The organism is Burkholderia sp. L27(2015) (assembly GCF_009765705.1).
Taxonomy (GTDB): domain Bacteria; phylum Pseudomonadota; class Gammaproteobacteria; order Burkholderiales; family Burkholderiaceae; genus LMUX01.
On sequence record NZ_LMUX01000024.1, the window covers coordinates 207,275 to 220,773 of the forward strand.

The 13,499-nt window shown below is 55.0% G+C and carries 13 protein-coding genes; 5 read left to right on the forward strand and 8 right to left on the reverse strand.

Annotated features, from left to right (window positions below; genetic code table 11):
- A partial coding sequence (locus GSQ77_RS27350) for a methyl-accepting chemotaxis protein (RefSeq protein ID WP_367889702.1) occupies positions 1-982 on the reverse strand: 982 nt, incomplete at its 3' end.
- Here GSQ77_RS27350 and GSQ77_RS27355 point away from each other — a divergent pair.
- Complete coding sequence (locus GSQ77_RS27355; RefSeq protein ID WP_158907093.1) at positions 951-1,388, forward strand: LysR substrate-binding domain-containing protein; 438 nt, start codon at positions 951-953, stop codon at positions 1,386-1,388. The two genes, GSQ77_RS27350 and GSQ77_RS27355, sit on opposite strands and share 32 nt — an antisense overlap.
- Positions 1,389-1,648: 260 nt before the next feature.
- Here the strand turns inward: GSQ77_RS27355 and GSQ77_RS27360 are convergent, their stop codons facing one another.
- Both GSQ77_RS27360 and GSQ77_RS27365 read right to left on the reverse strand, forming a co-directional pair.
- Entirely contained in the window at positions 1,649-2,233 is a 585-nt protein-coding gene (locus GSQ77_RS27360) for a nitroreductase (protein WP_158906968.1), read from the reverse strand.
- 135 nt (positions 2,234-2,368) lie between these two features.
- A complete protein-coding gene (locus GSQ77_RS27365; RefSeq protein ID WP_158906970.1) occupies positions 2,369-3,256 on the reverse strand; it encodes an oxaloacetate decarboxylase in 888 nt (295 codons plus the stop codon).
- Positions 3,257-3,629: 373 nt separating this feature from the next.
- Here GSQ77_RS27365 and GSQ77_RS30045 point away from each other — a divergent pair, with 373 nt between their 5' ends.
- The 4 genes from GSQ77_RS30045 (at position 3,630) to GSQ77_RS27385 (ending at position 8,410) form a co-directional block, all read left to right on the forward strand.
- On the forward strand, positions 3,630-3,830 hold the full coding sequence (locus GSQ77_RS30045) for a transposase (protein ID WP_367889707.1): 201 nt from the start codon (positions 3,630-3,632) through the stop codon (positions 3,828-3,830).
- A gap of 236 nt (positions 3,831-4,066) precedes the next feature.
- Positions 4,067-5,437: an MFS transporter gene (locus GSQ77_RS27375; protein WP_158906972.1), complete on the forward strand. Its 1,371-nt coding sequence runs from the start codon at positions 4,067-4,069 to the stop codon at positions 5,435-5,437.
- A gap of 162 nt (positions 5,438-5,599) precedes the next feature.
- The gene (locus GSQ77_RS27380; RefSeq protein ID WP_158906974.1) at positions 5,600-6,484 is read left to right on the forward strand and encodes an amidohydrolase; all 885 of its coding nucleotides are present in this window, start codon (positions 5,600-5,602) and stop codon (positions 6,482-6,484) included.
- Positions 6,485-7,228: 744 nt separating this feature from the next.
- Positions 7,229-8,410: a porin gene (locus GSQ77_RS27385; protein ID WP_158906976.1), complete on the forward strand. Its 1,182-nt coding sequence runs from the start codon at positions 7,229-7,231 to the stop codon at positions 8,408-8,410.
- A 176-nt stretch (positions 8,411-8,586) separates the two neighbouring features.
- On the opposite strand, the gene GSQ77_RS27390 is transcribed toward GSQ77_RS27385, so the two are convergent.
- The 5 genes from GSQ77_RS27390 to GSQ77_RS27410 all read right to left on the reverse strand — a co-directional run bounded on the left by GSQ77_RS27390 (position 8,587) and on the right by GSQ77_RS27410 (position 13,419).
- Complete coding sequence (locus GSQ77_RS27390; RefSeq protein ID WP_158906978.1) at positions 8,587-8,970, reverse strand: cupin domain-containing protein; 384 nt, start codon at positions 8,968-8,970, stop codon at positions 8,587-8,589.
- Positions 8,971-9,215: 245 nt separating this feature from the next.
- Complete coding sequence (locus GSQ77_RS27395) at positions 9,216-9,962, reverse strand: amino acid ABC transporter ATP-binding protein (protein ID WP_158906980.1); 747 nt, start codon at positions 9,960-9,962, stop codon at positions 9,216-9,218.
- Positions 9,963-9,996: 34 nt separating this feature from the next.
- Positions 9,997-11,136, reverse strand: coding sequence for an amino acid ABC transporter permease (locus GSQ77_RS27400; protein ID WP_254067850.1), 1,140 nt, complete (start codon positions 11,134-11,136; stop codon positions 9,997-9,999).
- A gap of 1 nt (position 11,137) precedes the next feature.
- Positions 11,138-12,319 carry an amino acid ABC transporter permease gene (locus GSQ77_RS27405; protein ID WP_158906982.1) on the reverse strand — a complete coding sequence of 394 codons (1,182 nt, stop codon included), beginning with the start codon at positions 12,317-12,319 and terminating at the stop codon, positions 11,138-11,140.
- Positions 12,320-12,351: 32 nt separating this feature from the next.
- Positions 12,352-13,419, reverse strand: coding sequence for an amino acid ABC transporter substrate-binding protein (locus GSQ77_RS27410; RefSeq protein ID WP_158906984.1), 1,068 nt, complete (start codon positions 13,417-13,419; stop codon positions 12,352-12,354).
- Positions 13,420-13,499: the final 80 nt, after the last annotated feature.

Below are 13,499 nucleotides of genomic sequence, written 5' to 3' on the forward strand. Positions count from 1 at the left end.
AGTGCCCCTGATCCTCCAGTGATTTCGCCGCCGACGCCGCCTCTTCCACCAATGCGGCGTTTTGTTGCGTGACATGATCCATCTGGGCAATCGCTTGATTGACTTGCTCGATACCCTTGCTTTGCTGCTCGGACGCCGCCGCAATTTCCTCGATCACACAGGCCACTCGCTCCACTGCCGTCGTGACCCGAGACATCGTCTCTCCGGCTTCGTCGGCCAATGCCGAGCCGTCGTGAATTTTCTGCACCGACACAGCAATCAGGTCCTTGATTTCTTTGGCAGCACTGGACGACCGCTGGGCAAGGCTGCGTACTTCGCTAGCCACTACGGCAAAGCCTCGTCCCTGCTCGCCGGCACGAGCCGCCTCCACCGCCGCGTTCAGTGCAAGAATATTGGTCTGGAACGCGATCCCCTCGATGAGGCCGGTGATTCCGGCAATTTTGTCGGAGCTCTGATCAATCTCGTTCATGGTCTCGACGACGCGATGCACCGCACTACGACCTTTGTGCACGAGCCCAGCAGTGTCGGTCGTCAGCGTGCTGGCTTCGCGCGCATTGTCTGCGTTATGTCGAACTGCGGAGGTCAGTTCTTCCATGCTCGAGGCGGTTTCTTCCAATGAAGCGGCCTGCTGCTCGGTGCGAGACGACAGGTCCACGTTGCCCGCAGCAATTTGCTTGGCCGCTGTGCCGACCGACTCGGAGGACTGTCGCACTGTCCACAGTACCCCACTGATACGCTCGATGAGCTGATTGAATGCGTTCGCTATCTGACCAATTTCATCGGCCCGGTCAACGGGCACGCGTTGCGTAAGATCCAACGATAGACTGACCGCCGTGACGGTACGCTGGATATTCGATAGTCCACGCCGGATAAGTCGAAATAGATGGGTGGCCAGCGCAGCCGTCAACAACAAGGCGAGTACAGTCGTCGCACCCAGGGTCCACAGCGATATGGTCGCCGTTCGACTTACACCAGAGATCACTTGGTTGGTTGTTGGCGCGCCCAGCTATCTCGCTATAGCGGGCCGACCGACGACGCCCGAGGAACTTGTGCATCACGAATCGATTCGTTACCGCTTCCCGTCTTCGCAGGCGCTGCACCGTTGGGGATTTAAGCGTGGCAAGCGGAAGTTTTTGGTGGATGTTCCGGGAGGGCTCATCGTAAACGAGCGCAGGCTTCTGGTTGCATTTTCCCTCCAAGGCCTCGGATTAGCGTTTGTCGCCGACCGAGAAGTCCGAGAGTACATCGCGGATGGACGCTTGGAGCCATTTCTCCAGACGTTCATTCCTAGTGATGGCGGCCTTTACCTTTACTTTCCTGAGCGGTCGCTGACCCAGCTAAAATTCCGCGTGTTCGTCGATATGGCGAAAGCGCTTCTGCGCAGCTAGTCGATTTGGAATTGCGACAAACGCTTCCCCCCCGCCGGATAGCTCGGCAAGTTCAATGCGCTTCCATCCGAAAGCATTCTTCAATCGATCCACAGCACAATCTATGAGAGCAAGCTCTCGTTCGCGGCGCCTCTCGTGGTGATTGCCTGACGAACCGTACGTACCAGGCCTAGCCAAGTTCACGAACGTTCGTCCAATCGCGATTGAAAATTGCTCCGCAGCTCTAATCGGACGAACGACTGCTATGGTCTACAAATCGTTTAAAGCCAAGCAATAATCTCGTCAACAGATCGATCTATGACCGCGTTCTCTGTAATCGGCTGGCCGATGTACAGAAAAGCCACAACAATGTCGATCGGGTCCAGGCCGAGATGAGCCTTTATCTCTGGATCGTAAGCGGCTGCGCCCGTTTTCCAGACTGCGCCCAACTGCAACGCGTGCGCCGCAAGCAACATGTTTTGCACCGCAGCCGACACCGCCATGACCTGCTCAATTGCTGGAATCTTCGAATCGGCAGCGATCTTCGCTGAGACGATTAATATCAGCGGTGCCCGGAAAGCTTTGGCCCTGGCGCGCTCAAGGTCGAGAGCTGTCATGTCAGGCCGGCACTTTCGAGCGAAATTACCAAGCCAATCCGCCAGACGATTGCGCGCGTCACCTGCAACGACGGTGACGCGCCAAGGACGCAGTCGCCCATGGTCTGGCGCCCGGTCGCCGGCTTCAATGATCGATCGGATCTGCCTGTCATTCGGCTGCGGTCCACCTAGAACCTTGGCGGATGTTCGCGAACCTATCAGACTCAAAACTTCTGAGGCCAGCCGGAGGTCTGGCGTTTGCACAAACATACATATCTCCAAACACAACTCGAAAGCCTAAACCGATCCGACCGACCCTACACCACCGACGGATGGCTCGACGTTTGCATCTATGGTTATACGAATTTATTCGTCGAGCATTCCGGAGCCTTGATAAATCGCGACCTAACGCGCTTCCACCGTCTGCCGCTCGATTTCATAATATTTTTCGAGATCGATTCGGTCTTCGATGTCCTTGCGGATTCGGACTTCCTGCTCGTGAGTTAGCAGAGAATGGTTGCCCGTGTCGCGCAGCTCTTTGAGTGCTCGCTGCTGCGCATCGACGGATACCAGCATCATCAGTTGAGATTCGATGATCCCGGCATATCCCATGTCTTGCAAGTCCTTCCGGCTGAAAATCGGTCGCCCGTCGCGGTTGCCACGGCTCATCACATACAACAGTGGCACCTTGCAAACTCGCGGTGCACGCTCGGTTTCTTCAGGCGTTCGCGGGAACAGGAGACCCAGGTCTGCGCCGGCATCAGCGCCACGATTCACGCGTTCCGCAGCCACATCTAATCCAAATTCGCGGCATGAATCCGATCGGGCGATGATAACGAAATCCGGGTCCTGCTCATCCCGCTCTTTGCACGCATAGCGAATCTTGTCGCCAAACTCCTCAGGCGTTGTCTCGTGCACTTGGTATGTATGGTAATGAGCCCGTTTCGGGAAGATCTGATCCTCAATATGCACGCCTGCGATACCCGCGCGAATGAACTCACGAACCGTTCGCATAGTGTGAAGTGGTTCGCCAAAGCCCGCGCCGGCATCGACGATCATCGGAATATCGACCGCTGCCGCTGCGTCCGACGCCAATGTAATCTGCTCAGTCATCGTCAGCAGCGGTTCGGTAACCGCGCGCGATCCGCCCGTTACGTAGCCGCCGCAATATACCGCTTCAAATCCGGCGTGTTCCGTCAATTTGGCCGCCAATGCGTCGTACACGCCCGGCATATGTAAAAACGTCTTCGCGTTGAGCAACGCGCGCAGCTTGCTCGTTTTTCTCACTACCATGATGGCTCCTTGTGGTTGATAATGGCACTATGTCACAACATAGTGCCATTTGCAACAAGTATAGGAGTCGGTACAACGCCCGTGTGCGCCAAACCGCCTGCTCACCCCATCCGGCACGTGGGGGCATTCTCCTAAAGGGCGGGAGAGCGAAATAAAGCGGGTACGGCGGCTCACGTCGAAGCAAACCGAGAAAAATCACGAGTCTTCGGGTTACTGCAAGTGATCACGACCGCCGTCGCACCCGCCACGGGCCACAGCCGCCAAGTCATTCGGACCGCATCATTCCGATTACTGCTGCCGGTCCAGCACATGGCCTAGGGTTTGTCCTCGGACTTTGCGGCTTGTAAATGGCGTTTTGCTGTGACATAGTACCATTTATCAACGGACCAGTAGATGTAGGGGTAACGAAAAAGAGAAGCGAGCTGCGTGCATTTCGGTGCGAAGCGTGCGAAGCGTGCTAGAGCATCCGTTTCGGGTGATCAAACTGCAGTTCGGCTTTGCGAAAGTCCGCTACCGTGGTCTGAAGAAAAACACAGCACAACTGACAAAGCTGTTCGCGCTGTCCAATCTCTAGATGTCGCGAAGGCGGCGATCCACAAACATCGAGCCCAATTTCTGGTCCGCATTCATTCGGTTTCCAACGCTAAACGACTTTCGAGACCCGCCAATTTCGAATTGACGAACAGTCAGGCTGAAAATGAGTTGTTCAGACCTTCCCTAAGAAGGCAGTGATCGCCAGTACTTGCCGGGACAACAAATAGCGCGACTCCGATCGCGACCGGGCGCAACCAGGATAAAGGAGGAGACGCTGTGAACATAGCCGTAATAGAACGAGAAACTGTCCGTCGGGTCGCGTTGCGATTAATGCCGCTGCTCATGCTTGCCTATTTCTGTTCTTACCTCGACAGATCAAACATTGGCATGGCCGCTCTGACCATGAACAAGGCAATCGGGCTATCTTCCGCGGTGTTTGGATTTGGTGCCGGTCTGTTTTCCGTTGGCTACATTTTGGCAGAAATACCCAGTACTCTTATCCTCAACTCAGTGGGAGCGCGGAGGTGGATCGCTCGCATCCTGATGACATGGGGCATCATTTCTGGGTTGACCGCTTTCGTTTGGAACGATTGGGGATTCTACGCAGCGCGCATTCTTCTCGGAATTGCAGAGGGCGGATTTTACCCGGGCATCGTCCTCTATTTAACGTGGTGGTTTCCGTCCCGATATCGCACGCGGATGCTCGCCCTATTTCAGTCGTCCAGCGTCATATCCCTTTTTATCGGGATGCCACTCGGCGGCCTGCTCATGCAATTCGATGGGGTTTTAGGCTTGCATGGCTGGCAGTGGCTATTCATCGTCGAAGCCTTGCCATCTGTCGTTATGTCGGTCGTTATCTGGCGCAAGCTGACCGACCGACCGGCCGATGCTGCCTGGCTGAAGCCGGAGCAACGGGCGTGGCTGGACGAAACGTTGACCGCGGAACGTACTCAGCGAGAAGCCATTCGCAAATATTCGTTGAGGGAGGCCTTCACCCATCCGAAAGTATGGATCTTGACGATCGCTTACTTCGGTCAGAATGTCTCTCAATATGGGCTCGTTTTGTTCATGCCGATGATCGTCCAAGGGCTCGGTGTCTCGCCTAAGATGATTGGCTGGGTTAGCGCGATCCCTTTCCTGTTCGCCTTCGTGGCAATGCTGCTTTGGGGTTGGCACTCGGACGCAACGGGTGAGCGGACCTGGCACTGCGCCATCGCGTGCCTGGTCTGCGCTGCAGGGATGGCTGCCTGCGTCTTCATTGGACCGGGCCACCCCTACCTCATCACTGCAGCACTCATCCTGGCAGAAATGGGCCAGCAATCGATCGCATTGACTTTTTGGGCGATTCCCAGCTCCCTTTTGACGGGAACGGCTGCGGCCGGTGGAATCGCGATGATCCAGTCGGTTGGGCAACTGGGCTCTTGGTTAGGACCCTGGGCATTTGGGTCTATCAGGGATGCAAGTGGCAGCAACAGCGTGGCACTTCTGTGCCTCGCCGCTGCTCCTATGCTCTCCGCTGTTTTGGTGGTGCTGGTCGGTCACAACTCTCACTTTGACGCCCCGCGGCGCCAACCTAATGGAGAAGGAGACATACCACGGAACCGTCCTTCGCCCGGCCCTTCGCAGGTCCCAAGGAAGGGCTCTTAATAAGCGCCCAGCGAAACGCGGAGCGAGCCGGACATTGACAACGGATCTTATTGCGCAAGGACTCGCGCCGGGAAACGCACATGGGCGAGCAAGTGTGTGAACGGACACTACACACCTTTATTTAACTACAAATTTTGGTGACGGTTGTCGCCGGATTTTGTCATGAAGACAGTGACGCTATCAATTGACCAGGCGACAAACATGAATGACATCTCATCCAACGGTATCGACTGCCATATTCATCTTTTTGGCGACGCCCTGCGCTATCCCGCAATAGCGGAGCGCAGCTATACCCCTACCGAAGCTACCCTGTCGCAATGGCGCGCAATCTCCGAACCTTTAGGGGTGCGACGCGCTGTACTAGTTCAACCCAGTGCCTACGGGACGGACAACGCTCGATTGTTGCATGGGCTGCGAAAAGCGGGCGACATGGTGCGAGGAATAGCGGTCATTGATGATGCGACACCTGACCATGTGCTGGAGACCATGCATGCACTTGGCGTACGTGGTGTTCGATTGAACTTCGTCACGGGTGTATCTCCCGACCCCCACAGAGTGCCAGCGCAGCTACAGGCCATCGCAGCGCGCATTGCTGACCTTGGCTGGCACCTTCAGGTGCTTGCTCGCGGCGCACTGCTCGAAAGTATTGCCGCTCATGTCCCCCATCTAGGGGTTCCAGTCGTATTTGACCACATGGCCGGGGCGCGGACGTCTCTTGGACTCGACGAGCCCGGTTTCAAGGCTGCACTTGGTCTGCTTCGGAAGGGCAAGTGCTGGATAAAAATTTCCGGCGCAGACCACGTTTCGGCGCACCGAGAGGCGCCAGAAGAAGCGTTGACGATCATGCGCTCGCTGATCGAGGCGAACTCGGATCAGCTTATATGGGGCTCCGACTGGCCTCATATCGGCAAGGCTGGCGGTCCGCAGAGCGTGGAATATTTACCTATCGACCATGGACGCCTATTGGCGCTTCTGCGCCAAGCTTCAGGCGAAGCATACAAGAAGATTCTCACGGACAATCCTGCGCGACTTTATGGATGGACGTAACTCAAGGGAACTCTGACCTCTACGACCTGGGGTTTGTACCTGGAAGTCGCCGCTTGTAAATGGTGTTTTGCTGTGACATAGTACCACTCATAACCTGACAGGTAGATGCAGGGTAGAGAGAAAAGCAGCAAATTACGCTCACAACGTTTGGCGCAGATGTTCGTCCCCGAGCCCGAAGCTTGGGTCGACCGGCTCAACAAACGGCTTTGAGACACTCTATTAGGAATACGTGGATAGGGATTCGCGCGCGTGGCCCGAGTCCGCACTCGAGTAAGACTGAACAGATGACACTCGAACGCACGAGCTCCACGAAACGCCGGATGAAGCGTTTGGCAAGAAGATACTTTGCGCGTGTTGTGAACGTGATCGGCACGCTCCAGACTTCGTCATGATTGTGCGATCCAAATCGTGTCGAAGTTCGGGATGGATGAAACGAAAGGACAACAATTCAGACTATACAATTTGTATTACTGATAAACACAATAAAATAAAGTGTTTAGTTATGCGATGTATATAGAATTGTCACCTACCCCCGACATGACTGAACCTACGGCTGAGCATTTAATGAAAGAAATCGGACAGCCAATAACAACCGACGACGATTTTCCCGAACACTGATTTTAAGGAAAACGGTGGTGGGCTCAATCTTCTAGCAGGCTACAGCAGATACACAGGATCCACGAGGGAGCAGCGATGCTCCCTCGCAGGCGGAGCTTTGCCAATTATAAAAGGACGGAGACTATGATGAAAAAACAATTCCTCGCAACTGTAGTGCTCGGAAGTTTCGCAAGTCTTGCACACGCGCAGAGTAGTGTGACTCTCTACGGCATCGTTGATGAGGGTCTTAACTACAACAGCAATATGTCGGGCAAGGGTTCCTATGCGCAACAAAGCGGCGTCATGTCAGGAAGCCGTTGGGGACTACGTGGGAACGAGGATCTTGGCGGAGGCCTAAAGACGGTGTTCGTACTGGAAAACGGCTTTGATGCCAGTACTGGAAAATTTGCGCAAGGCGGCCTGCTGTTTGGGCGCCAAGCCTACGTCGGAATATCCACTCCCTTGGGGACGGCGACACTGGGACGCCAATATGATGTCAACACCGACTTCGTCGGACCATTCGAAGCGGGTGCCAGTTGGGCAGGTAATATCGGCGCGCATCCCGGCGATCTTGATGGTTTGAACAATTCGTTTCGCACGAATAATGCTCTGAAGTTTAAAAGCGTGAATTTCGAGGGGTTCACGTTTGGCCTCCTGTACAGCCTAGGTGGGGTGGCTGGTGATGCGACGCGCAACCAAGTTTGGTCAGCCGCTATCGGCTATGCCAATGGCCCCCTTGTTCTGGCGGCTGGCTACCTGAACGTGCGCAACCCAAATGTGAGTTATTTTGGCAATTCAACGTCTGGAACCCCATCGCCCACCACAGCAAACACCTCGTATCCGATCTATAGCGGGTTTCTATCCGCACGCGCTTACAGGGTGGCGAGTACTGGCGGCACATACACGTTCGGGCCGGCTTTAATTGGCTTCACCTACTCGAACGTCGCGTTCGAGAACCTCGGTGATCTTTCCTCAGGACCGGATCCAACTGGATATCGGGGAAGTGTGCATTTCAACAATGCTGAGGTCAATTTTCAGTACACGGTTACTCCGGCATTGATAGCGGGTGTCGCGTACGACTTAACGAAAAGCAGCAGTATCGAAGGGAATATAGGAACCAATGATGGCGCTATCTACCGTCAGGGCATGCTAGGGCTCGATTATTTTCTCTCAAGTCGCACGGATGTCTACCTGCTCGGCGTGTACCAAAAAGCTTCCGGCACAGACTCGCGCGGAGTGACCGCCGTTGCGTCGATCAACAATCAGTCGTCGCCATCAAGCAACGACCATCAGGCGGTTGTACGAATAGGTTTGAGACACAAATTTTAATGGCTTCGGCCAGTTCCTGCGCGGTCCAGCGATAGCCGGGCTTTTCGTGCGTTGCTGTCATGGCTACTGGTTCCGAAGCCGGGGCGATCCTCGAACGGATAGAGAGAATATGACGCGCAGGCGATGGAGATTTTGCTGTTCGTCGAACGTGTGCCTTTTTCTCTGACGACACACATTTAATAAAGCTGTTGCTCAAGCGATTTGGTCAGAGGGCTCTCGACATCGCCCGTGTGCTTGGTCGTGACAGATTCTATAAGCACGATCCAACATTCTTTATCGGCGACTGGATTGTGCATCACGCCGCGCGGGACTACATGAAGCGAGCCTTCGTGAAGATTCACGATCCGACCTCCTTCATATTCCATGCGGAGTTCTCCCCGAACAATATAAAACAACTCGTCTTCGTGCGCATGGTTATGCCAGACTAGTTGGCCAAACAATTTGGCTACCTTTACATATTGGTCGTTCACTCGGGCGACCACCTTAGGGGACCAGTGCTCATGCACCGAGGTAAACGCCTCGAGCAGATCGACCGGGTTCGCGATCGTAGTCAAATTCATTTCTTTCTCTCCAATTGCGGCTGCTCCGCGTGATGTTGAAACACTTGTGAAGCCCCGGCAATAGAGGCGCTTAACAATGGCAGCAAGTGACGGATACCAACGACTTCATGCATGTCATCGCTGTCTTAAGCGTGGTAAATACGCACGTGCAACCATTCTGCCTGAGGCTTCCGATGCAAGGGGTGTAATTAAAGCGTTAAATTTTTGAACCGATGAGCAAATTGGCTTTTAGGGAAAGCACACCGTCAACGAGCTAAAATTTTAGACAGAAAATCTTTGGTGCGACCGTTCTTAGGGTTGTCGAAGAATTCATGCGGAGGTGCCTGCTCGACGATTTGCCCTTGGTCCATGAAAATTACTCGATTGGCTACCGCTTTCGCAAATGCCATCTCATGGGTTACACAAAGCATAGTGATGCCCGCGTCCGCCAATTCGACCATCACGTCGAGCACCTCCTGGATCATCTCTGGGTCCAGTGCCGAAGTGGGTTCGTCAAATAACATGATCTTCGGCGTTAGACATAGCGATCGCGCGATCGCAACTCGCTGTTGCTGCCCACCGGATAGCTGTAGCGGGTACTTACCCGCTTGCTCGCCGATGCGTACCCTCTTGAGTTGCTGCATCGCGCGCTCATCGGCTTCTTTCTTCGGAACCTTACCGACCCACATCGGCGCCAGTGTCAGGTTCTCAAGCACAGTCAGGTGCGGGAACAAGTTGAATTGCTGAAACACCATGCCGACGTCTTTTCGAACGCGCTCGATTGCCTTCAGATCATCGACTAGCTCGGTTCCATCGACGACGACGCTTCCCTGTTGATGTTCCTCCAGCCGGTTGACGCAGCGAATCAATGTTGACTTGCCCGACCCCGAGGGGCCGCACAGAACGATGCGCTCGCCCCGTGCCACGGTAAGATTGATGTCGCGTAACACGTGGAACTCCCCGTACCACTTGTTAACGTTCTTGAATTCTATGATCGGGGTTTCAGCAATCATACGGGTTCCTTGGGTAGAACTGATGGAGTCCAGGTCATTGACGACGGGTCCCGGTATTCAGGTGGTTTTCCACCCACAGGCTGTAGCGCGACATGGCGAAGCAGAAAACGAAATAAATCGCTGCAACGAACAGCTGCCCTTCGAAGAAGAACTCGCGCCAATTCGGGTCACCGAGTGCTAGCTGTAAAGCTCCGGTCAAGTCATACAGACTAACTATCGAAACCAGGGAGGTATCTTTAAACGTTCCGATAAAGATATTGACAATAGCTGGCACGACCAATCGCAGTGCTTGCGGTACTACGATCTTGCGCGTGATCTGCCAGCTCGATAGACCAAGGGACTGAGCGGCCTCGACCTGTCCTTTGGGCAAGGCATTCAGGCCGCCACGAATGACTTCGGCTAAATAGGCAGCCGTGAACAACGTCAACCCGACAAGCACGCGCACCAGAACGTCGATGTTGGAGCCTTGCGGCATGAACAGCGGGAACATGAACGAGGCCATGAACAAGACCGATATCAATGGTACGCCTCGGATCAGCTCCACGTAAACGGCGCACAAGGTGCGGATACCCGGCATGCGAGACTGCCGCCCCAATGCCACGAATATGGCGAACGGAAATGCGAGTCCCAAGCTGACAGTAGACAGCAGCAAAGTAAGGGGAAAGCCACCCCATCGTGCTGTTTCCACCGGGGCCAATCCCAAAACACCACCCAGCATCAGAGTGAAAAAAATGACCCAGGCCAGCACCCAGGCGACTAACAGGCTAGGCCTCCAAAACCGGCGATAGCAGCTTGCGACCAACAACGTAACCAGCAGCACGCTGGCCACCATCGGTCGCCATTGTTCGCCAAAAGGGTAACGTCCGAACAGGATCAGACGGTACTTTTCCGCCACCAGGCCCCAGCAGGCGCCTACTCCGACCGCAGCGCGGCAGGCGGCATTGTCCGGGGCGAATACCGCCTTGAAGAGGACCCACTGCAACACGTGCGGCAAAGTCAGTGCCAAAATGCCCAATACAAGCACGCTCGCCAATGTGTTTCGCCATCCGTCGAAAAGGTTATTTCGCAACCAGACAATGGGACCATTGACGGATCGCGGGGGAGGCCGGCTCGCTATCGGCTCGAATGGCGTTTCGTTAGTGCTGGCGTAAGTCATTTCTGCGCCGCTGATCATGTCACCGCTCCTTGATAACAGCGCGCTTGTTGTAGACGTTCATAAACGCAGCCATCAGCAACGAGAGCGTAAGGTAACAAGCCATTACCAGAGAGATGCATTCGATCGCACGCCCGGTCTGGTTGATCGATGTATTAGAGATCGAGACCAAGTCTGGGTAACCAATGGCCACCGCCAGCGATGCGTTCTTGGTGATGTTCAAATACTGGCTGGTCAGCGGCGGGATGATTACCCGTAATGCCTGAGGCATCTGGATTAGCCGGATTTCTCTGCCGGGCGGCAACCCGAGAGCCGCAGCCGCTTCGTGTTGGCCAAACGGCACGGACTGAATGCCGCTGCGTACGATTTCGGCGATGAACGACGCATTGTAGATAGTCAGCCCAATGACCATGGTTAGATATTCGGGCGTCACTGCCCCGCCTCCGGTGATACTTAGTTCGCTCTGCTCGGGAATATCAATAGCCGACGGCGAACCGCCGAGCAGCCAGCCCACTAGAGCGGCAGCCATCACAATAGCCACGCAGGGCCAGAAACTTGGCCACAACCGGCCGGTAGCATAGAGATGTCGTTTCGTTTGGCGAGTCCAAAACCAAGCACCGATGGCACCTGCAAGCAGCCCGGCCAAGGTCATCCATTGGCCGTTGACCCAAACGGGAATTGGGAACTGGAGGCCATTCTTGCTCAAAAACAAACCAGCGACTGGCTGGATCGCGGACGTCACGGGCGGCAGCAATTCAGTCATCACGAAGTACCACATGAACAACTGGAGCAACAAGGGCACATTGCGGAATGCCTGAACGTAAGCGCTACAAAGCGTGCGCAGCAGGAAGTTACGCGATAATTTTCCGATGCCGATCGCCGTGCCGAGTAAGGTCGCTAGGATTACCGAGGCGATAGCCACTCGCAGAGTGTTAGACAACCCAACAAGAAAAGCTTTTCCGTAGCTGTCGTTCGAGTCGAACGGCACCACACTTTCGCCAATCGAAAACCCCGCCGACTGGCTGAGAAAATCGAAGCCGCTGTGAATGCCACGCACGCGCATGTTCTGCGAGACGTTGTGCATCAAGTAGGCACCAAGCGCAATCACCAGTATCAGCGCAATAGCTTGGCAAGCAAGCCCACGAAATGCCTTGCTACGCCAGCTAAGGCGGCTGGTCTTGGGTGGAAAGAACGAAGGTGTCATGACAGTCCTGGATGGGCGTGGATTTTGTCTTCTTAGCGCACCGGTGGCGCAAACATGAGGCCGCCCTTGCTCGAGAGGTTGTTGATCCCGCGCGGAATATTCAGACTCGATTTTGAACCGACGTTGCGCTCGTAGATTTCTCCATAGTTGCCGGTCGTCTTAATCGCCCTGTACGCCCAGTCCTTGTCGAGTCCGAGTGCCTTTCCAGTGTCGTCTGAACTGCCCAAGATGCGCATCACCGCAGGGTCCTTGCTGTTGGCCTTCATCTCATCCACATTCGCCTGAGTGATGCCGTACTGCTCTGCCTGGATCAACACAAATCCCACCCACTTGACAATGGCGAAAAACTCGTCATCGCCACGGCGTACAACTGGGCTCAGCGGCTCCTCCGAGATCAATTCGGGCAGAATGACTTGGTCGTCGGGGTTGGCGCTTTGCTTGTCACGCACGGCTGCAAGACCGGATGCGTCTGACGTATAGGCTTGGCAACGACCTGAGAAATAGGCTTTGGTGGCCGCTTCCTGAGTCTCGAAGACCACCGGCTTCAGTAGCAGCCCGGACGATTTGGAGTAGTCGGACAGATTCTCTTCCGTGGTAGTGCCCGACTGGACGCACACAGAGGCCCCCTTCAACTGCTTGGCGCTGGTGATGTTGACCCCGCTCATCTTGTGTGTCTTTGGATCCAATTTAGGTTTGGGTACCATAAATCCCTGGCCGGTATAAAAATCAACCCCTGTGAAGTTGAGCCCGAGTGACGCGTCGCGCGTCAGGGTCCAGGTCATGTTGCGCGTTAGTAAATCGATCTCCCCTGACTGCAAAGCCGCAAAGCTTTGCGCCACGCTGAGCGGCACCCACTTAACCTTTCGGGCGTCCGATAAGATGGCTGCGGCCACGGCTCTGCATTCATCGACGTCCAGGCCTGCCCAGTTGCCTTGATTGTCAGCCGCTGAAAAGCCTGGAAGAGCTGGATTGACACCGCAGATCAGCTGTCCGCGACTCTTTATGGCGTTCAGGGTTTGCCCAGCCTGTGCCGGCATGGATGCAAATATTCCGAGAGCAAGCAAAGCGCTGCCAGCGATGCGGGAGATGGGCTTCGTCATACCTGGAAAACTCCGTAAAAAATGGCGGGGCACCAACCCGATCCGCAACGCGGATTGGGTTGGCCGACATTACTTTGTCA

What these genes read in the sequence shown, in the direction of transcription:
- GSQ77_RS27355 (WP_158907093.1), top strand. Translation starts at nt 951, where the DNA reads ATGGTCGCCGTTCGACTTACACCAGAGATCACTTGGTTGGTTGTTGGC.
- GSQ77_RS27400 (WP_254067850.1), bottom strand. Translation starts at nt 11,136, where the DNA reads ATGATCAGCGGCGCAGAAATGACTTACGCCAGCACTAACGAAACGCCA.
- GSQ77_RS27360 (WP_158906968.1), bottom strand. Translation starts at nt 2,233, where the DNA reads ATGTTTGTGCAAACGCCAGACCTCCGGCTGGCCTCAGAAGTTTTGAGT.
- GSQ77_RS27405 (WP_158906982.1), bottom strand. Translation starts at nt 12,319, where the DNA reads ATGACACCTTCGTTCTTTCCACCCAAGACCAGCCGCCTTAGCTGGCGT.
- GSQ77_RS27390 (WP_158906978.1), bottom strand. Translation starts at nt 8,970, where the DNA reads ATGAATTTGACTACGATCGCGAACCCGGTCGATCTGCTCGAGGCGTTT.
- GSQ77_RS27380 (WP_158906974.1), top strand. Translation starts at nt 5,600, where the DNA reads ATGAAGACAGTGACGCTATCAATTGACCAGGCGACAAACATGAATGAC.
- GSQ77_RS27410 (WP_158906984.1), bottom strand. Translation starts at nt 13,419, where the DNA reads ATGACGAAGCCCATCTCCCGCATCGCTGGCAGCGCTTTGCTTGCTCTC.
- GSQ77_RS27395 (WP_158906980.1), bottom strand. Translation starts at nt 9,962, where the DNA reads ATGATTGCTGAAACCCCGATCATAGAATTCAAGAACGTTAACAAGTGG.
- GSQ77_RS27365 (WP_158906970.1), bottom strand. Translation starts at nt 3,256, where the DNA reads ATGGTAGTGAGAAAAACGAGCAAGCTGCGCGCGTTGCTCAACGCGAAG.
- GSQ77_RS27385 (WP_158906976.1), top strand. Translation starts at nt 7,229, where the DNA reads ATGAAAAAACAATTCCTCGCAACTGTAGTGCTCGGAAGTTTCGCAAGT.